The sequence below is a fragment of the Salinivibrio socompensis S35 genome (genome assembly GCF_000513715.1).
Classification (GTDB): Bacteria; Pseudomonadota; Gammaproteobacteria; order Enterobacterales; family Vibrionaceae; genus Salinivibrio; species Salinivibrio socompensis.
Genome location: NZ_AQOD01000086.1, coordinates 1 through 19949, shown reverse-complemented (window position 1 = coordinate 19949; position 19949 = coordinate 1). Strand labels below are relative to the sequence as shown.

Genomic DNA, 19949 nt, shown 5'->3' with positions numbered 1-19949 from the left:
TCTCTCCCCACTCTTGCACTGACTGCTCTAAAATGGTGCAGCTACGCCCTGCATTTGTGATTTAAATCACAATAGCTTGCTTTATAAACTTGCGTATATAAGCAATTAGTACACAGGTGCGAGATTAAAAACACATACTTTGCGCTATCGCACAAAAATAACAAAAGTCATTTCTTACTTTTCAATCCCTGGCTCGATCGCTTTTTACCGCATAACGTGATCACGATCACCAGGTTGTCGGCGGACACTTGGATTGGTGAGAGGCGGCTCACTATTGACGTGTGACATAGCTCTCTACGCCCTGCCGTCTCCTCCTTTCCGTCACTGTGACTGGGAGGATGTTTGTCATCCTCGGGTTAGGCAGGATGAATAACCATCAAGGTTTCATTCCATTATCGAGAGTTACGACATGACACCAAAACAGCAACACGCCTTTGATAAAAGTGCGTTTAAAATCAGTCTGATTCAACACTTGACCCAACTGGGTCACGCGCCAGAAACCGCTCAGCTGCGCGATTGGTATCTCGCCTTAGGTCGTGCATTAGCCGAACATACGACCGGTGACTTGGTGGCCACTGAAAACGATCAAGCAATCAAACAAGCCAAAAGTGTTAACTATTTATCCCTCGAATTTTTGATTGGTCGTTTAACGGGCAATAACCTGATTAGTATGGGGCTATACGATGTGATTGCTGATGCGGTCAGTGAACTCGGCCTCGGACTTACCGATTTATTAGAGCAAGAGCGCGATCCGTCACTTGGCAATGGTGGACTAGGACGTCTCGCGGCGTGCTTTATGGACTCACTCGCCGCTCAGCAATATCCTGCTGTCGGGTATGGATTACATTATGAGTACGGTCTTTTCCGTCAATCCTTTGAGCAAGGTGCGCAGCAAGAAGCGCCTGACGCATGGCGTGAGCCAGAAGGTTACCCTTGGGAAGTTGTGCGCCCTGAATTGACGCAAACCATTGGCTTTTATGGCCATGTTGACGTGGTTGAAGAAGCGGGTCACACCTATCGCAAATGGGTGCCGAGCCTGGAAATCCAAGCCATGCCATGGGATTTACCGATTGTCGGTTATCAGAGTAACACCGTTTACCCACTGCGTTTGTGGGAAGGTCGGGCACTGACACCGTTTGCACTGGATGCATTTAACGCTGGCGATTACACCCATGCGCAGCAAGCCGACATTGATGCGGGTAATCTGACTAAAGTTCTTTACCCTAACGACAACCATGATGCGGGTAAAACCCTGCGTTTAATGCAACAGTATTTTCATAGTGCCGCGTCAGTGGGTGATATCCTTCGTCGTCACTTAGAAGCCGGTCATGCGCTGGCGGCATTGCCGGAATATGAAACCATTCAGCTCAACGATACTCATCCAACCATCGCCATCCCTGAACTGATGCGCGTCTTGCTCGATGATTATCGTTTGGGTTGGGATGAAGCCTGGGCCATTTCCAGTCGTACCTTCGCGTATACCAACCATACTTTGCTGCCGGAAGCACTAGAAACATGGAGCGAGTCACTCATGGCCGCGCTTCTCCCTCGTCATATGGAGGTCATTTTTGAGATCAACCATCGTTCTTACAAGAAGTGGAAGCAAAGTGGCCGGGCGATGTAAACAAAAAGCAAGTGCTGTCAGTGATTGACGACAAAGGCGAGCGCATGGTGCGTATGGCTAATTTATGTGTCGTTGGCTCTTATGCGGTGAATGGCGTTGCCGCCTTGCACTCTCAGTTGGTGAAACGCGATCTGTTCCCCGAGTTTGATGCCTTATACCCAGGCCGGATTCAAAATGTCACCAATGGCATCACCCCGCGTCGTTGGTTGAAGTTCTGTAACCCTGATTTATCCAACTTGATCAGTGAGAAAATCGGCGAGCAGTGGCCTGCGCAATTGGAGCAACTCGAGCAGATTGCACAATATGCTGACGACGCTGATTTCCAGAAAACCTTTATGGCGGTCAAAAAGTGCAATAAACAGCGACTTGCTGACTGGGTCAAGTCCAACCTCGATATCACCTTAAACACTGATGCGATTTTTGATGTTCAGATTAAGCGTCTGCACGAATATAAGCGTCAGCACCTGAATCTGTTGCATGTGATTTCGCTTTATCAGCGCTTGCTTAACGAACCAAACTTTGACACGGCACCGCGGGTCGTCTTTTTTGCCGCCAAAGCCGCGCCAGGTTACGAACTGGCAAAATCGATCATTTTTGCCATTAACAAGGTAGCTGAAACCATCAATAACGATCCACGCGTTGGCGATAAGCTTAAAGTGGTGTTTATTCCAGACTACCGCGTAAGCATGGCAGAAATTATCATTCCAGCCGCTGATGTGTCAGAGCAAATCTCCATGGCCGGTAAAGAAGCCTCTGGTACCGGTAACATGAAGATGGCGCTTAACGGTGCCCTAACTATCGGCACGATGGACGGCGCTAACGTCGAGATCCGTGAAGAAGTGGGTGATGATAACATCTACATCTTCGGCTTAGATGTCGACGGTGTGACCGAGCGACGAGAAAATGGCTATCAACCGGAAAGCGAATACCACAATCAACCACTCCTGAAGGCAGCGTTAGACAGCCTGCTAGATGATACCTTCACACCGGGTCAACCTGGTTTGCTGCGTCCCGTGTTTGATAGCGTGATGACAAGTGGCGACCCGTATTTGTGTCTGGCTGACTTTGCTGACTATGTTCGCGCGCATAATGATATTGATCGTGATTATCGCGATATGTCGCAGTGGGCTCGCAAAGCTATTCTCAACACCGCGCTAGTCGGTAAGTTTAGCTCAGACCGCTCCATCCGTGATTATGTCAATAATATTTGGCAGCTTGATGCGGTTAAGCGTTAACCGTTACGTAACGAGGTAATCGCCTCACAGGTGGCAATGGCATCGCCTTGCCACCTGATAATAATGACAACAAAATTGCCCAATAAAAGAAGGGGGCAGACCCCTCGGAGACAGCGATGAAAGAATCTGCATTAAAGACAGTCGCACACATGGCGAACCTCGCCGACCGTTACATCAGTGCTTGGGGCACAGAAGCGGCGGTGCCAGACAGTACCTTACATGATTTATTAACGTCACTTGGCTATGACACCCGCAATGATGACGCCTTACTGGCGTCGGCAGAGAGAAAGCATAAAGCGGATGTGCTTGCGCCCGTTCAGGTAGTGCAAGATAACGAACCGGTTGAAATTGCGCTTAATCTTGGCAGCAGTGCCAGAGAAAGTGACTTTAGTTGGCGTTTGGAAACCGAACAGGGTGAATGCTTTGAAGGTTATCTGCAGTCACAAATTATTCGCGACGAACGCAGTGAAGGTGGGCCACTCGTTTTTAGCTTACCGTGCGCATTACCGTGGGGCTACCACCGGCTTTCTGTTAGCCGAAAGCGACGCAAATCGCCTTATCAAATGATTTTAATCATGGCGCTATCCAGTGCTATAAACAACCTGAATTAGATGCGCACAAAAAAATGTGGGGGCCGAGTATTCAGCTCTACACCTTACGTACTCCACATAATTGGGGTATCGGTGATTTCGGTGATCTTAAACAGTTGGTCAGTGAATTGGCGTCACGCGGTGCGGATTTTGTTGGTCTGAACCCGATTCATGCGCTTTTTCCTGCGAACCCGGAAGCGGCGAGTCCGTATAGTCCGTCATCACGCCGCTGGCTGAATCTTTTGTATATTGATGTCAGTGCGGTGCGTGAGTTTTCATTGAGTGCTAAAGCGCAACAGCTGGTAGGCAGTGCAGCGTTTCAACGTCGATTACAGACGGTGCGTGATGCTCACTGGGTCGATTATAGCGAAGTTGCCGCATTGAAAATGGCTGTGCTGCCGTTACTGTTTGAGGAATTTAAACAGCGTGAGTTGCTGCAACAAACGCGCCGCGGCCGTGCCTTCTTAGACTTTATTGAGCTAGGGGGCGAGAGTTTAAAACAGCAAGCTACTTTTGATGCTTTGCATCAACACTTGCGTGCCACCGATGAGGCACTTGGGGTTGGCCGGTGTTCCCGGAAAAATACCGTCGCTATGAGAATGCAGCCACGCAAGCGTTTATTGAACAGCACGACGATGCTATTCAGCTGTATATGTATTTACAGTGGATTGCTCAAATCCAAATTGAAGAAGCACAAGCGATCGCCGAAGAGCGAGGCATGGCACTTGGTTTATATCGAGATCTCGCAGTAGGGGTCTCGGATGCAGGCAGTGAAACATGGTCAGATAACTCGCCACTGGTGCTTGATGCCAGTGTTGGCGCCCCGCCTGATGTGCTGGGACCACGAGGCAGAACTGGGGATTACCACCGTTTGATCCACAAGCGCTGCAAGACACTGGATACCATGCCTACATCGAGTTGTTGCGTGCCAACATGCGCTACTGTGGTGCGTTACGGATTGATCATGTACTGGGTTTATTACGCTTGTGGTGGATCCCGAAAGGCAAAAACGCCAGCGAAGGTGCATATCTGTATTACCCAGTCAAAGACATGCTAGCGATCTTGGCGCTTGAATCACACCGCCATCAATGCAGTGTGATTGGTGAGGATTTAGGGACGGTACCTGACGAAATTGGTGCGTTACTCAGCGAGGCGGGTGTGCATTCTTATAAGGTGTTCTTCTTTGAAACGTCTGAAGAAGACGGGGGCTTTATTTCACCGGCGCATTACACCGAGCAAGCGATGGCGACGCTTTCTACCCATGATATGCCAACCATTCGGGGCTTTTGGCATTGTGATGACTTAAAACTAGGTCAAGAGCTCGGCTTATACCCAGATGAAGCACAGCTTCAGCAATTGTTTGATGATCGTTTAAAAGCTAAGCAGGGCATTTTAGACAGTGTACGTTGGCATGGCATGTTACCTGATGGGATCGGGAGCGATGCGCGTTATGTGCCCATGGATGGCCATTTGTGTCGCGCACTGCAACTGCATGTTGCCGCTGGCCAATCAGCGTTGCTTAGTTTGCAGTTGGAAGACTGGTTAGATATGGAGAAACCGGTCAATATTCCCGGCACCGTTGATGAGTATCCTAACTGGCGGCGGAAGTTATCTGTTAATTTAGACACTCTGTTTAGTCGTGAAGAGTTGAACCAACTAGCCAGGGATCTTTCTAGGGTGCGCTTACAAGCGAGCCGCTCGGGCGTTTGATTGTTTAATCCCCCATCGACAACGCTCTATCCTTAGTGCTCACCAACACGTAAAGGATGGAGCGTTTTTCTATAAGGAGCGTTTTGTGTCACACCCTTCTTCCTTGATGACACCGCATGATGTTCGGCCAGATCACTACGCTGTCGATCTTGTCGCCTTGCATCACCCTCGTTATGCGCACCAGCAAATGGGCGCGCACCCAGTCAGTTTACTCGTTCAAGGCGAACGCGTTGATGGCATCCGTTTTATTGTCTTTGCGCCTCATGCTAGCGCTGTCAGTGTGATTGGTGATTGGAACCAATGGCAGGTAGAGGCTGGATCCCTGATTGCCATCGAAGATGGCTTTTGGGTGGGGTTTGTCGCCCACCTTGGCCTAAATCAACGCTACAAATATGCGTTAACCGGTCCCGATGGACAGCCTTTACCCCACAAAGCCGATCCTTACGGGGCATACGCTGAGCCCTATCCATCGTTTGCGTCGCTGACTTATGATCAAACCGCTTATTCCTGGGGCGATCAACAGTGGCAGCATCGGCCTATTACCGAGAAGCATCGACAAGCGTTATCGTTTTACGAGCTCCACCTAGGATCGTGGCAGCATGATGAAAATGGCCAGGTACTCAACTATCGAGAACTGGCTGCGCGCGTAGTCCCTTACTTGGTTGATATGGGCTATACCCATGTGGAATTGATGCCCGTCAGTGAGCATCCCTTTTATGGCTCTTGGGGCTATCAACCTGTGGTCTATTTGCGCCGACCAGTCGTTACGGCTCGCCGGATGATTTTAAGTATTTTGTTGACCAGTGCCATCAGGCAGGTATTGGCGTGATCCTTGATTGGGTGCCAGGGCATTTTCCCACCGATGATCATGGTTTGGCCTATTTCGATGGAACGCCGCTTTATCACGACCCTGATCCGCGGCGTGGTTGGCACAACGATTGGCAGTGCCATATTTATGACATGGGGCAACATCATGTTCGCCGGTTTTTGGTCAATAATGCGTTGTATTGGCTCGACCAGTTTCATATCGATGGTCTGCGCGTGGATGCTGTGGCGTCTATGCTCTATCTGGATTATTCGCGTGAACATGATCAATGGCTCCCCAACGCGGACGGCGGCAACGAGAATGACGACGCGATCGCGACATTAAAATGGATGAACGAGTCGGTTTATCACTATTTCCCTAATGCGATGACAATTGCTGAAGAGTCCACCACCTTTCCTGGCGTGTCTGCGCCTATTTATGCCGGGGGCCTTGGGTTCGGATTTAAATGGAATATGGGCTGGATGAATGACAGTTTACGTTATATCCGTGAAGAGCCGGTCTATCGACGCTATCACCACGATACGCTGACGTTTCCATTGGTCTATGCGTTTAGCGAGAACTATGTACTGCCTTTGTCTCATGATGAGGTGGTGTATGGGAAAGGCTCATTGATGGGAAAAATGCCTGGCGATGAGTGGCAACAAACGGCGAACTTACGTGCCTATTTGGGCTACATGTATGGCCAGCCCGGGAAAAAGCTCAATTTTATGGGCGCGGAAATTGGCCAGACCGCAGAGTGGGATCATGATAGCCAGCTTGAATGGCACTGGTTGCAGTATGATCGTCACCAAGGTATTCAGGCGCTGGTGAAAGCCTCAATCGCCTTTATACGTCGACGCCAGCTCTGTACCAATTCGATTGCGATCCAGCAGGGTTTGAATGGCGAGTTAAAGACGCGGCAGATATCAGTGTGATAGCTCACGAACGAATCAGCGATGACGGCTCGCGTATATTGGTGGTGAGTAATTTCACCCCGGTGCCGCGTGACAATTTTCAATTGGGCGTCCCCAACCACGGGTCCTATGACTTAGTGTTAAATACCGATGATAAGGCATTCTGGGGCAGTGGCTATGCGGTTCATTCATCAGTCGTGACGGAGATGGTGCCCTCGCACCAGCAGCCGTACTCGCTCACACTGAATCTGCCACCGTTAGCGACCGTGTTTTATCGCTGGCAAGGCTGAATAAAAACCGTCGGTGACAAGCTCGAATAGCGAAGATCGCGCCAAGTTAATCCTTGGTGCGTTTTTGTTTGTATCTATGTGCTGAGTTATTGTGAGGTAAAAGCAACAAAAAAAGGCCGCGATCGCGGCCTGGTTTTTTTCTTAAAAGGTAATATTACGCGGCATCTTCTTCATCGATGAAGGTTACGCCATTTTCACGGTGCAGGCGTTTGCACGCGCGGCCGTCGCTGTGGAACAAGTGACAGCGGTGAGCGGGAATACCAATCGCGTATTTCTCGCCGGGCTCAATCTCAACCGTATCGAGCTGTCGATAAATAACATCGGCATCGGCGCTTTCTAGGTTGAGATAAATTTGTGTCTCGTTGCCCAGCTTCTCAACGATGGTCGCTTCCCCTTCGATTTTGGCATCACCGTCTTTGGCGGCGATTAAATGCTCTGGGCGAATCCCTAACGACATACGATCACCGCGAGTCACGGTTTTGCCATCGACCGGCATCCAGAAACTGGCGCCTTCACTGAGCTGCACTTTGACCCGATCAGGCTCAACATCAGCTATGAATACGCTCATAAAATTCATTTTCGGTGAACCAATGAATGAGGCAACAAAGCGGTTTTGTGGATAGTGGTAGAGCTCAAGCGGTTTGCCTACTTGCGCCACTCGCCCCTCATCCAATACCACAATTTTATCGGCCATGGTCATGGCCTCGATTTGATCGTGCGTTACATAGATCATGGTGCAGCCAAGCTGACGCTGCAATTTCGTGATTTGTGCGCGCATTTGCACCCGTAACCCCGCATCGAGGTTTGATAAAGGCTCATCAAGCAGGAAAACCTGTGGCTGAGACACCAGGGTACGGCCAATCGCGACGCGTTGACGTTGGCCACCCGACAGGGATTTCGGTTGCCTGTCTAATAAATGACCGAGTTGTAAGATTTCTGCCGTTTGATGTACGCGTTTATCCACCTCTGTCTTATTGATTTTTGCCAGCTTTAAACCAAATGACATATTGTCGTATAGGTTTAAGTGAGGATAAAGGGCATAAGATTGGAACACCATGCCGACGCCACGCTTAGATGGCTCAATATCATTCACTCGCTGATCATCAATATAAAGGTCGCCCGACGTAATATCTTCCAACCCGGCAACGCAGCGCAATAAGGTGGACTTACCGCAACCAGAAGGACCGACAAAGACGACAAATTCACCATCTTTAATCTCTAGGTCAACGTTTTTAGAAATCATTATATCGTTGTCGTACGCTTTACAAACGTTTTTAAACGTGACACTTGCCATGTCGCTCGCCCTCAATCGCTTTTCATTAATTCGGCTCAATCTGCATGAGACGTTGTGATGCTATTAATATGGGTTGCTATAAGCGTTACCGCTTTTCTTTAACGCCCTTTGGACGCTTATTCACCATATTGGAGAAAATACCACCCATGCTTTTTTGATGAGACTCAGTGTGTCTTAACGGCACTCGTTCTGCATCCTCCTATTACCAATTATTACAGGGGGAGTAGGCGGGGAGGAGGATTATCTCCTCCCTAAAAAAATTGAGGGCGTACATCACAAAAATCATCGCGAATTAGTTGAACTTGATCACGTTCAGTTTATTTTTGTGAGCCCCATCATTAGCGACGAGCGATATGGATCACGAATTCGCTCGCATAGGCGTAGGGCGTAGAGACCAGGATGATGAGGAATGAAGAGGAATTGCCCATGATAGACCCTGAAACACAGCTCATCCTCGATGGAATCGTGCTACACCTCAGTAGAAGAAGGATAGAAAGATGAACAAATCACTTAGCGCTGTTGCTCTCGGTACCCTGATTGCACTCGGTTCATTTGGTGCAAACGCCAATATTGAAGAAGGCCAACTCACCATTTGGATTAATGGTGACAAAGGTTATAACGGCCTTGCCGAAGTGGGCGATCGCTTTGAGCAAGACACAGGTATTCCTGTGACCGTGGTTCACCCTGATGGCCTGCAAGACAAATTCCCACAAACCGCGTCAACCGGCGATGGCCCAGACATTGTTTTTTGGGCGCATGATCGTTTCGGTGGCTATGCAGAATCTGGCTTACTAGCAGAAATCCGTCCTTCGGAGCGTTTAAAAGACGGCATGGTCGACTTTGCCTGGGACGCGGTGAAATACAAAGGAAAATATGTCGGTTACCCGGTGGCAGTGGAGTCGCTTTCCCTTATCTACAACAAAGATCTGGTGCCGAACCCGCCAGAAACGTGGCAAGACGTGGTTGCGATAGATGCCAAGCTTAAAGAGCAGGGTAAATCGGCCATCATGTGGAACTTAAAAGAACCGTACTTTACTTGGCCTCTGATGGCTGCGGATGGTGGCTATGCCTTTAAACAAACCGCAACTGGCTATGATGTCAAAGATGCCGGCATCAATAATAAAGGGGTTCACGATGCGCTGAACTTCATGAAGCAGATGGTAGGAGATGGTGTTATTTCTTCTGATATGGATTACTCCGTGTCTGAAGCGTCGTTTAACAAGGGTGACACCGCTATGACCATCAACGGCCCCTGGTCGTGGGGGAACGTTGAGAAGTCGGGCATTAATTATGGTGTGACTACCTTGCCGACTTTCCAAGGTGAAGCCTCTAAACCATTTGTTGGCGTGTTAAGTGCTGGGATCAGCACTGCATCACCAAACAAGGCGCTCGCGGTCGAGTTTCTTGAAAACTATCTGCTGACCAACGAAGGCCTATCAACTGTGAATGCTGACAAGCCCCTGGGTGCGGTGGCGCTGAATAGTTATCAAGCGGAACTTGCCAAAGATCCGCGCATTGCGGCAACGATGGAAAACGCCAAGCATGGCGAGGTCATGCCAAATATTCCACAAATGAACGCATTCTGGGCAGCAGCAAAAAACGCAATTATCAACGTGGTCGATGACCGTCAAAGCGTTGAGGCTGCCCTTAACGATGCCGAAAAACAGATGGTTAAATAAGCTCTATTCGCAGGGGGGCGAGTCCTCCCTGCACATTTCAGAATAATGTGAGTAGCGTTCCTTATGCAGTCAGTCCAAGGTTCTCAAGCTATGACAACGTCAGGCTCTTCTTTGCCCAGCAGCACAAAAGCGTTCATCAAATGGGCGTTGCTGGCCTCTGTGGCTATTATTAATGGTTATGCCACCGTTTTAATGTATTCGCGTGGTGAAACTGCTTTTGCCCTCTTAACCGTGGTATTAACCGCGTTAGCGCTGTATATTTTTGGTAGTAAAAAGACGTATGCCCATCGATATATTTATCCAGGTATCGCAGGGATGATTCTTTTCATCATTTTCCCATTGGTATATACCGTGGGGCTTTCACTTACCAATTATAGTGCCACCAACCAGCTATCTTTCGAACGCGCACAGTCAGTTTTGTTAGAAAGAACCTTTCAAAGTGGCGACAGCTATCCGTTCTATCTCTATCAAACGGATAAGGGCGCGAGCCTTGTCGTCGATACACCGGATGCGCGTTACGCTACTAAACCGTTTGAGTTTGCAACCCTTTCAGCCCAAACACTTGAGCTAACACCAGTCGAAAGCGTCTCGGGCGAAAAAGCGACATTGCGAGCAGTGATCCAAAATCGCGACGCCCTTAGCGCGCTAGAGTTAAAGCTCGCCGATGATCAAATTATTCGGATGAGTGGGTTGCGGAAGTTTGCTGCCATTCAACCGCTTTACAGCATGCAAAATGATGGCCGTACACTGATCAACAACCAAACCGGTGACACTCTTAAGCCGAATGATGAAGTGGGCTATTACCAAGCGGTAAACGATGCCGGCGAATTTGTTGGTGACACCATTTCACCTGGATATGTCGTCCAAATTGGTACCGATAACTTTGAGCGCGTATGGACGGATGATGGGATTAAAGAGCCTTTTATTGGCATCTTTATTTGGACGATTGTCTTTTCGGTACTATCAGTCGCTTTTTCCCCTCTTTATTGGTTTGATTCTTGCCAGCATTGTTCAGTGGGAAGAGTTGAAGGGTAAGTCTATTTATCGTCTACTCCTCATTCTACCTTATGCAGTGCCAGCGTTTATTTCGATTTTGATTTTCCGCGGTTTATATAATCAAAGCTTCGGTGAAATCAATATGGTATTAGAGGCACTGTTTGGGATCAGTCCAAACTGGTTCTCAGACCCTGTGATGGCCAGAAGCATGGTCGTAACGGTCAATACTTGGCTGGGCTTCCCTTATATGATGATTCTGTGTATGGGCTTGCTTAAAGCGATACCTGATGATCTCTATGAAGCATCGGCGATTGATGGCGCGAATTTTATCCAAAATTTCACCCGAATTACTTTGCCGATGATGATTAAGCCACTCACGCCTTTGCTGATTGCGGCCTTTGCGTTTAACTTCAATAACTTTGTGATGATTATGTTGTTGACAGAGGGTGGACCGAGTCGAATCGGTACATCTGAACCGGCTGGTTATACCGATTTGCTAGTGAGTTATACCTACCGGATTGCATTTGAAGGCAGTGGCGGTCAGGACTTTGGTTTGGCGAGTGCGATTGCGACGCTGATTTTCATTTTAGTTGGCGCTTTAGCATTAGTGAATCTGCGCTTGGCACATAAAAACACGCAGTAAGGATATTTAATATGGCAATGGTACAAGGTAAATCCTTAAAATATCGCGTTTGGGCAACCCATATTGGCCTGTGCTTATTTTTGGCGTTGATTTTATTCCCGCTACTAATGATTATTGCGATTTCCTTCCGTGAAGGTAATTTTGCTACCGGGAGTTTGATCCCGAAAAATCCGTCACTTGAACACTGGAAGTTAGCACTGGGTTTCTCGGTGACCAACCCGGATGGTACGGTCACTCCTCCACCATTCCCGGTTTTATTGTGGCTATGGAACTCGGTGAAGGTCGCAGGCATTACCTCGCTATTTATTGTAGTGCTGTCTACCACCTCGGCATACGCTTTTGCCCGTATGCGGTTTAAAGGTAAGCAGACCATTCTTGATGCAATGATGATCTTCCAAATGTTCCCAGCGGTGCTGGCATTGGTAGCTATCTTACGCGTTGTTTGGACAAGTTGGGTCAGTACATACCATTTTTAGGGTTGAACACCCATGGTGGTTTGATCTTTGCCTACTTAGGTGGAATTGCGTTGCACGTTTGGACCATTAAAGGCTACTTCGAAAGCATTGACGGTTCACTCGAAGAGGCGGCTGCTTTGGATGGGGCGACACCCTGGCAAGCCTTTAGATTAGTATTGCTCCCGCTCTCCGTGCCGATTTTGGCGGTGGTCTTTATTCTGGCGTTTATTATGGCCGTGGGTGAGGTACCGGTTGCTTCGATTCTGTTGTCGGACGTTGATTCGTATACCTTGGCGGTAGGGATGCAGCAGTACTTGTATCCGCAGAACTACCTGTGGGGCGATTTCGCGGCCGCGGCAGTACTGTCAGCGGTACCGATTACAGGTGTCTTCTTGCTGGCACAACGTTGGTTAGTGGGTGGTTTGACTGCAGGTGGCGTGAAAGGATAACCCTCAACGCACCGTTGATTGCTAAAAATCCACGTAAAAGGCAGCTGATAACAGCTGCCTTTTTTGCGTAGGGTTATAGGGTGCTATAGCCAATCACCGTCAATGCAGACCAAAAAGCTCTTTTCTGCCAAACGTTGGAATGACTCTGGTGTAGCGACGGTTGTCTCATCGGTCGTCGTGTCACAGACACTACGCCACTGATGATTTGCTGGTAGCCGTAGGTTGCGCGCGGTGTCGCTGCTGTTAATGGCAATGAGCATCGATTGGCCCGCGTCAGGGTGGTGCGTGCCGAGCGTGATCTGACAGCAGAAGGCTTGCAGGCTTGGCCATTGATCTTCTTGAATCTGATCGCCATTTGGGTGCCGCCACGCAATTTGATTGCAATGGCGCTGTGTGCCACTCAACGCATCAATAAAGCGCGGTACGATAGCGTTTCGACGCGCAATCATGGTAGCAAGCCAGTTTGACCAAGCATGATTTTGTGTTTGCCAATGTAACCAACTGATCGGGTTATCTTGGCAATAGGCATTGTTATTCCCTTGTTGCGAATGGCCTAAAACATCTGCCATCAGAATGTGCGGCGTTCCTAGAGAGAAGAGGATGCTTGCTAGCATATTCCGTTTTTGGCGAGTCCTTATCTCAACGATGTCAGCATTGTTTGTTGGTCCTTCAACACCATAGTTGGCTGAGCGATTGTCGCCATGACCATCGTGATTATTCTCACCATTGGCGTGGTTGTGCCGTTTGGCATAACTGACTACGTCTTGCAGGGTAAAGCCATCATGATAGGTGATGTAGTTGATGGGTAGATGATCCGGCCAATGCGCTGCGCTGAAAAAGTCGCGTGATCCCATCAACCGAGTGGCGAAATCTTGTAGCATACCGGGATCGTTACGCCATACACTGCGGGTGGTATCGCGGATTTTATCGTTACACTCAGCCCAATTGGCTGGAAACTGGCCTAACTGGTAGCCATTGGGGCCTATATCCCATGGCTCGGCAATCAATTTGATCTTAGACAGGATCGGATCTTGAGCAATAGCATGGAAAAAAGCACTGTGGGGATCAAAGGTATCGCCGTCTCGTCCTAAGGTGGCGGCGAGATCGAACCGAAAGCCATCCACGTGATAGTCGGTGACCCACATCCGTAAGGTATCAAGCACCTGCTTCAATGCGGCAGGGTGGCGTATATCAATGGTATTGCCACAACCGGTATGGTTGCGCAGTTGTTGGCCGTCATGTAAGTACATGGCATGATCGAGTGCTTTAAAATGAAGAACCGGCCCACCTTCACCGCCTTCCGCCGTATGGTTAAACACCACATCCAAAATCACTTCAATGTCGTGGCGGTGCAGCTCGCGTATTGCCGTTTTTAGTTCGTTAACCGCATTTTTCTCCGCGTAGCGTGGACCCGGTGCCATCCACACATAAGGGTTGTAGCCCCAATAATTGGTTTTTTGCTGGCTGAGTAAATGCGGCTCCGGTAAGCAGGCAGTAATAGGAAGTAGTTGCAGGCAATTAATGTGATGTTTTTGGTAAAACGCCAACATCGCTGGTGAGACTAAGCCTAAATAACGCCCTTGCTGCGCTGGCTCGACATCCGGGTGCTGTTGGGTCAGGCCTTTGACATGGGTTTCAAAAATAACGGTGTCTTGCATTGGGCGCTGAGGTGACGACACGCCTTGCCAATCAAATGATTCATGACCGACTACTTGGCAACGTGCCACCCGTGTACTTTGTGATGGCGTATAGGGAGGTTGATAGGTTAAAGGCCCGGCAACGGCTTGCGCATAAGGATCAGCCACGCACCATGTTTGACCAGCATGTGAGACTTCAAAGCTGTATTCTTGCCCTGCAACGACATCAGCAACATCTTTTGTCCAATAGCCATGCTTGTATTCGTGCATGGCGATCCGCTGAGGTTGGTGCCCTTGATGCCATAAAAGTAAATGTACGCTGTCCTGGTCTGGTGCGTACAAAGTAAATCGACAACCTGACGCATGTAATTGCGCCCCTAATGAATAAGGGGAAGGAAAACAAATCGGCATAAATAACACCATTAAATGAGACCAATCGCCATTAGAGCGTTTAATCATAAATAATTCAATCTGACGTCACATTTATGATCATTGTCCAGTCTGTAATTAAATTCCATTCCTTTAAAAATAAATCTATTAGTAGTGATCGAGTCGACGTTTTGTAGGTCTGTTTAGCGAAAAATAATTACCTATTACGCCCCAGATAAGTGATCCAAGTCGATAAGTTAAGATAATCCGCCTTAGCTCCTCCTTTCTCCTCCTCCCCCTTCGCCCACGCGATCGGATGACGCGAAAATAACCGCTCAGGGATAGGATGATTCCAGGATAACGAAGAAAGCTAAGCCTTGGATACATAGTCTTTTTCCACTACCCACTGCCGGTGTGAAGAGACACGTAAAAAAGGCCCATTATGGAGTAAGGTATGAGAAAAGTAAGTTTAATTGCCGCAGCCGTCGCGACTGCTATCACCGCTACCTCAGCGTTCGCTGTCGACTTTAATGGGTATGCACGTGCTGGTGCTGCTATCGGTGGCAATGGCGCGGGTGATAGTGCTTTTGAGAAGAATAAGATCGGTCGTTTGGGTAATGAAGACGACAACTATTATGAGTTCGGTTTTTCCGAAGAACTTCAAACTGGAGAGCAATCGTGGAAGCTAGAGTCCATGATTGCTTCTAGCGATAAAGGTCAGAGTGTTGGGAAGATAGCGAGATAAATGTCGCACAATTTAATGTTCAAGCCAAAGGTGTCATTGCGTCCGACCCTGAGGCAGTTATCTGGCTGGTAAGCGTTATTATCAACGTAAAGACATCCACATTACTGACTTCTATTTCTTGAATACGTCAGGTACAGGTGGTGGTATTGAAAACATTTCACTAGGCGATCAAAAACTTTCTCTAGCATTTGTTCAAGATGGAGAAAATGATCAGTCTTCAGGCTACATTTTTGATGCACGTTTAGCCAACATTGACTTGTGGGAAGATGCTAGCCTAGAGCTCGCTACTGCCTACAACTTTGCGACAGAAAAAGATGATCAAACAGAAGCCGCGGATGATGGTATTATGCTGACCGGCATTGTACATCAGAATATGGACAATGGCTTCAACCAAACGATACTGCAATATGGCTCTGCAGGATACGGTGATCAGATTGCTGGCTTTGGCTCTGGTGCATGGTACAACCGTGGTTCAGACGATAAAAATGATGCGCAAGGCTATCGTATTATCAACTGGGGTGTGATGAATATTGGGTCGTCGATGGAACTCGGACATCAGTTGTCCTATCACAAGGGCTCGGATTTGACCGATGGTGAGGGTGACTCTGATGTGTTTACTGCGGTTGTGCGGCCTGTTTATAAGTGGAACGACACGATGCGCACCATCGGTGAGGTCGGCTTCTTTGATGGCGAAAATCAAGGTACTGACCAGGGAGGCCACAAGTTTACGCTTGCTCAAGCATGGGCAATGGGTGACAGCTTCTGGTCGCGTCCTGAGATTCGCTTCTACGGTACGTATATTACGGATGAAGAAGGAGATACGTTTGGTGACAAAGGTGACTCAGAGTTCGTAACTGGTGTGCAATTAGAAGCTTGGTGGTAAGCTTTTTAAAACTGTCTTTTTCATAGCCGACAATTGTCGGCTATTTTTTTAGGTGTTTTATATGAATAAAAAATTATTGTTTATCTCTGGATTATTATTGCTTAATGGGTGCTCGACGATCGTTGATAACCAATATCAGATTGCACCTACCGGAAAGGCAGTAACGCAGATTGAAAAAGCGAAACAACTGCCGATAACAATGGATAAAGAGATAAAAATAGCGGTCACCGCGCAAACACAAGTCCTCGATATCCATAGCATTGATAGTCTTGGCGTCATTTTCGATTTACCTATGATAAAAATGGACTAGATATCAACATTGAGGCAGAAATCAACGACAGTGTTTTTGTCCCAAGTGCCAAGGTGATTAATCAGTCTGGCGAGATTCGCGCCGAGCTCGGAGATAGTGATTTAGTGTATCTAAAACCCCGTTTAGCCGATGGCAACCGCTTGCAAGGGAATATTAAAGTGCATCCACAAATGGGTGATAGTGCACTTTATTTGGTTGTTTTTACCGATAAAGATAAACTCGACGAAACTGTAGCGGTCAGCCATCCGGCGAAATTGGATGCAGAGGGAAGAGGTAACTACTTACCGAAGTGGGCGATATTCAAGTTCCGCGCGCGTTGACTGGCACGTTTTCCATTGAAGCAACAGCATTGGGCACACGTACCGCACTTACCAGTGCTCAGTCCTCCGTACTCCCTGCGCTCTCCGCCACTGAACGTCCGCAACAAGAAAGCGTTAGCTTTTATCACCAGGCCATTCGAGCCGCAATTGCAGACAACGACGTCGACAAAGCGATGGGCTTATTGCGTGATGCCGAGCAATTGGGTATTGCCGACGCTAACCAAACCTTTCGTGACGCGATGAAAGCACAGTTAGAACGGTAGTTATCGATCTTTGTAAGTGACGCGTCGTCACATAGAAACCTTAGAAATCAAATAAAAAGGACACCTGCAAATGGTGCCCTTTTTTGCGATAAAAGAACGCTCCGGATTAGACTTTAAATGTCTCGACCAGTTGACGGATGGTGGTGGCTTCTTGGTTCAGCGTATGGTTTGCGCCTTGTGCTTGCTCACTGAGTGACAAGGTTTGCTCTATGCGTTGTGACAGTGCTTGGATATTTTCAGCCACTTGCTGAGAAACCGCACTTTGCTCTTCGGCCGCGCCTGCGGTTTGATAATTGATATCGCCGAGCTGCTGCACTAAATCAACAATCTCGTTTAAAGTCTGCTGCACGGAAACACTCGCCTGGTAACCCTCTACGGCACCGCGCTCACCTTGCTGAACGACGGCCTCAATATTGGTGAGTAACTGGTTAAAAGCCTCTAGCGTTGACACAATTTGGTCGACGGATTTTTGTGAGTGCTGGGCTAAGGCGCGCACTTCATCGGCCACCACCGCAAACCCTCGGCCTGCTTCACCGGCGCGTGCCGATTCAATCGCGGCATTGAGCGCCAATAAGTTGGTTTGATCTGAGATTCCGCGAATATCGTCGAGTAAAGCGGCAATATCGCTCCCACTGGCTTTGACTTCGCTGACAAAACTGTTGGCCTTCTGCAGATCGGTGTTGGCGGTTTGGTTACGTGCCACATTGTTAGCGACATTTTCCATGCATTGATTCAGCGATAACACCACCGCGGCGTTTTTCTCCTTTGACGCCTCAGAGTTTGTTGCCACATCTTTGGAGGTTGCAGTCAGTTGCTCCATCGCCGTTGCGACTTGATGAAGGGTCTCGGTGTTATCAGACAGCGCTTGGTGAGCATCGGTGATCGCGTGGTTGGCGGTATTTGAGGTGCTAGATAAGCGTCCGCCTGCTTGCTGAATCTGGCCAACCATCGACTGCAGCGCATCTAGCATCTGATTGACCGATTGTTTAATACTATCAATCTCGGTTTTACCATTGACAGATAAACGTTGAGTTAAATCCCCTCCGCCTTGCGCAATCGCCTGAATGGATTGGTCAACACTGGTCAAAGGCGCCAGTTGACGTTTGATGACTACTTGAATGATCACAAACGCTAAAATCAGCACGATACCACTCACCCAATAAATGGTGTTTTGAATATCGGTTTCTGCCTCTGTCATCATTTGATTAAGTTCAGTTACAGGGGCCATCGCGGCATGTTTGGGAGTCACAATCACCACCGACCAGGCCTTGGCCATATTGCCAAACTCAATCGGTTGCGACACGTAAAAGTGCGAGTCGGTTTGTTTGAATTGGTTTTTTGCGTTCTGACGTAGAAGCTTAGAAAGTGGTTGATAAGCAGGAGAGGTAAGACCCGAGATCGCAGCGCCATGTTGAACGTGCTGATCGGTGCTAGCCACAATCCGGCCATCTTGACTGATCACAAATAGCTCCCCGTCATTATCGGCACGTTGGGCTAAAATGGATTGAATTTGTGCGGTAGTGAGTGTACTGCCTACCATGGCAACGGCTTTGTCAAAACGGAAGACGGGGGTGGTTACATCAAACACTGTTTGGGTTTTGCCATTAATCTGCGCGGTTCCTGGATCGGTAATACAATCTTTCTGACTGGTCACTGGGCATTGATACCAGGGGTTGGACTCTGAAAAGTTCTGTGCCGCTTGAAGACGCATCTCACCATTGTTATCTACCGACACAGACGGTACGTAACGTCCATCTGCTGCACTGGTTGGGTCGCCATAATAAAAGGCATCGGCGCCTAATACGTTTTTTTGCCACTCGGTATAGATGTTGTGCCATTCCGGCTGGCGTTTCAAAATCGAATACATGATACGAGGGATATCATCACGGTCGAGGATCCGTGCCGATTTGTTCTTTTCCGCTTCTGACGTATATATCTGAGCGATGGTGCGCACGGTATCGAGGGGAGAGGCGATGTAGGCATGAATTTCTTCACTGAGGGCGGTTGCCCGATTCTGCATCTTAATCACCTGATCCCGTTTCACATTCTCTGCCACCTGAGATGACATTGCTGATTGACTGGTATTCAAGGTTGAAAGGGAGATGGTGCTAATCAACCCCAGACCGACTAACACAATGGCAGAGGCCGTTAGGCTGATTCGTTGACTGATAGAGAGGTGGCGCAATTTTTTCATAATCACTTTCCGCACAAAGAAAAAATTCGGGGATCGTCGAGCGGCGTGACGATGGGTGTCGTGCTAGCGAACAATGGCACAACAGATAACGCGCGCCGACAGTGACGATTAGTGCGCCTAGTGTTGCGTAAATAGACAGCAGACACATCCTCCTAATTCGCGCTTGTAACGGTAGCATCAAGGAGGAGATCAGGAGGGGGAGAGGGCTAATGCGAACGATCAGGTTAAGCCGATCCAGCGCACATCACATGGCCTCTATTTAGGTTGTCATATTGTGAGGATCACACCTCTTGACCCAAAACGGTCGGCGAACTCGCGCTTATTCACAATATTGTTACTAATTAGGAAGGGCGTAGTGAGATGGATGAGGTCGCAGGTGAGGGTGTTCAATATTCTGTGTCAGCTAAAAATCATAGCGCGATGTGATCATCCAGTCGACCCTCAAAATGGATTGCCAACTGCGACAGTGTGAGGTTCCAATTCTGCACCGGATGTGTCCATCGCTCAGACGCTTTTAGTATCCCTGCATACAATAATTTCAGCA

At 48.4% G+C, this 19949-nt stretch carries 7 protein-coding genes and 7 pseudogenes; 10 read left to right on the top strand and 4 right to left on the bottom strand.

Annotated features, from left to right (window positions below; translation table 11 throughout):
• The first annotated feature begins 670 nt into the window (after positions 1 to 670).
• The 3 pseudogenes from DZ54_RS20780 to glgB form a co-directional block, all read left to right on the top strand.
• Positions 671 to 2859 (top strand): annotated as a pseudogene (locus DZ54_RS20780) (glycogen/starch/alpha-glucan phosphorylase).
• A 116-nt stretch (positions 2860 to 2975) separates the two neighbouring features.
• Positions 2976 to 5159: pseudogene (gene malQ, locus DZ54_RS20775) on the top strand (4-alpha-glucanotransferase).
• A gap of 157 nt (positions 5160 to 5316) precedes the next feature.
• Positions 5317 to 7168 (top strand): annotated as a pseudogene (gene glgB, locus DZ54_RS20770) (1,4-alpha-glucan branching protein GlgB); the annotation flags it as partial.
• Positions 7169 to 7322: 154 nt separating this feature from the next.
• Here glgB and malK read toward each other — a convergent pair.
• Positions 7323 to 8462: a maltose/maltodextrin ABC transporter ATP-binding protein MalK gene (malK, locus tag DZ54_RS0110265; RefSeq protein ID WP_025674001.1), complete on the bottom strand. Its 1140-nt coding sequence runs from the start codon at positions 8460 to 8462 to the stop codon at positions 7323 to 7325.
• A 497-nt stretch (positions 8463 to 8959) separates the two neighbouring features.
• Here malK and malE point away from each other — a divergent pair, with 497 nt between their 5' ends.
• From malE to malG, 3 genes and pseudogenes are all read left to right on the top strand, one after another.
• On the top strand, positions 8960 to 10141 hold the full coding sequence (gene malE / locus DZ54_RS0110260; RefSeq protein WP_025674000.1) for a maltose/maltodextrin ABC transporter substrate-binding protein MalE: 1182 nt from the start codon (positions 8960 to 8962) through the stop codon (positions 10139 to 10141).
• A gap of 63 nt (positions 10142 to 10204) precedes the next feature.
• A pseudogene (malF, locus tag DZ54_RS20765) lies at positions 10205 to 11780 on the top strand (maltose ABC transporter permease MalF).
• 11 nt (positions 11781 to 11791) lie between these two features.
• Positions 11792 to 12684, top strand: a pseudogene (gene malG / locus DZ54_RS20760) (maltose ABC transporter permease MalG).
• Between the two features lie 83 nt (positions 12685 to 12767).
• Here the strand turns inward: malG and glgX are convergent.
• The gene (gene glgX / locus DZ54_RS0110245) at positions 12768 to 14780 is read right to left on the bottom strand and encodes a glycogen debranching protein GlgX (RefSeq protein WP_051415995.1); all 2013 of its coding nucleotides are present in this window, start codon (positions 14778 to 14780) and stop codon (positions 12768 to 12770) included.
• Positions 14781 to 15144: 364 nt separating this feature from the next.
• Here glgX and lamB point away from each other — a divergent pair.
• The 4 genes and pseudogenes from lamB (at position 15145) to DZ54_RS23505 (ending at position 17211) form a co-directional block, all read left to right on the top strand.
• Positions 15145 to 16318, top strand: a pseudogene (gene lamB / locus DZ54_RS20755) (maltoporin LamB).
• 61 nt (positions 16319 to 16379) lie between these two features.
• Complete coding sequence (locus DZ54_RS23515; protein ID WP_025673998.1) at positions 16380 to 16628, top strand: hypothetical protein; 249 nt, start codon at positions 16380 to 16382, stop codon at positions 16626 to 16628.
• A gap of 2 nt (positions 16629 to 16630) precedes the next feature.
• Positions 16631 to 16948 (top strand): MalM family protein, encoded by a 318-nt coding sequence (locus DZ54_RS23510; protein WP_081721645.1) that lies wholly within the window; start codon positions 16631 to 16633, stop codon positions 16946 to 16948.
• Positions 16918 to 17211, top strand: a complete 294-nt coding sequence (locus tag DZ54_RS23505) for a hypothetical protein (RefSeq protein ID WP_025673996.1) — start codon at positions 16918 to 16920, stop codon at positions 17209 to 17211. Before DZ54_RS23510 ends, DZ54_RS23505 begins: the two co-directional genes overlap by 31 nt.
• A gap of 106 nt (positions 17212 to 17317) precedes the next feature.
• Here DZ54_RS23505 and DZ54_RS0110220 read toward each other — a convergent pair whose 3' ends face one another.
• Positions 17318 to 19405 (bottom strand): methyl-accepting chemotaxis protein, encoded by a 2088-nt coding sequence (locus DZ54_RS0110220; protein WP_025673995.1) that lies wholly within the window; start codon positions 19403 to 19405, stop codon positions 17318 to 17320.
• A gap of 410 nt (positions 19406 to 19815) precedes the next feature.
• Positions 19816 to 19949 (bottom strand): annotated as a pseudogene (locus tag DZ54_RS24830) (IS256 family transposase); the annotation flags it as partial.

Coding starts and splice junctions, on each gene's coding strand:
- glgX (WP_051415995.1), bottom strand. CDS start 14,780: ATGATTAAACGCTCTAATGGCGATTGGTCTCATTTAATGGTGTTATTT.
- DZ54_RS23515 (WP_025673998.1), top strand. CDS start 16,380: ATGAATAAAAAATTATTGTTTATCTCTGGATTATTATTGCTTAATGGG.
- malE (WP_025674000.1), top strand. CDS start 8,960: ATGAACAAATCACTTAGCGCTGTTGCTCTCGGTACCCTGATTGCACTC.
- malK (WP_025674001.1), bottom strand. CDS start 8,462: ATGGCAAGTGTCACGTTTAAAAACGTTTGTAAAGCGTACGACAACGAT.
- DZ54_RS0110220 (WP_025673995.1), bottom strand. CDS start 19,405: ATGAAAAAATTGCGCCACCTCTCTATCAGTCAACGAATCAGCCTAACG.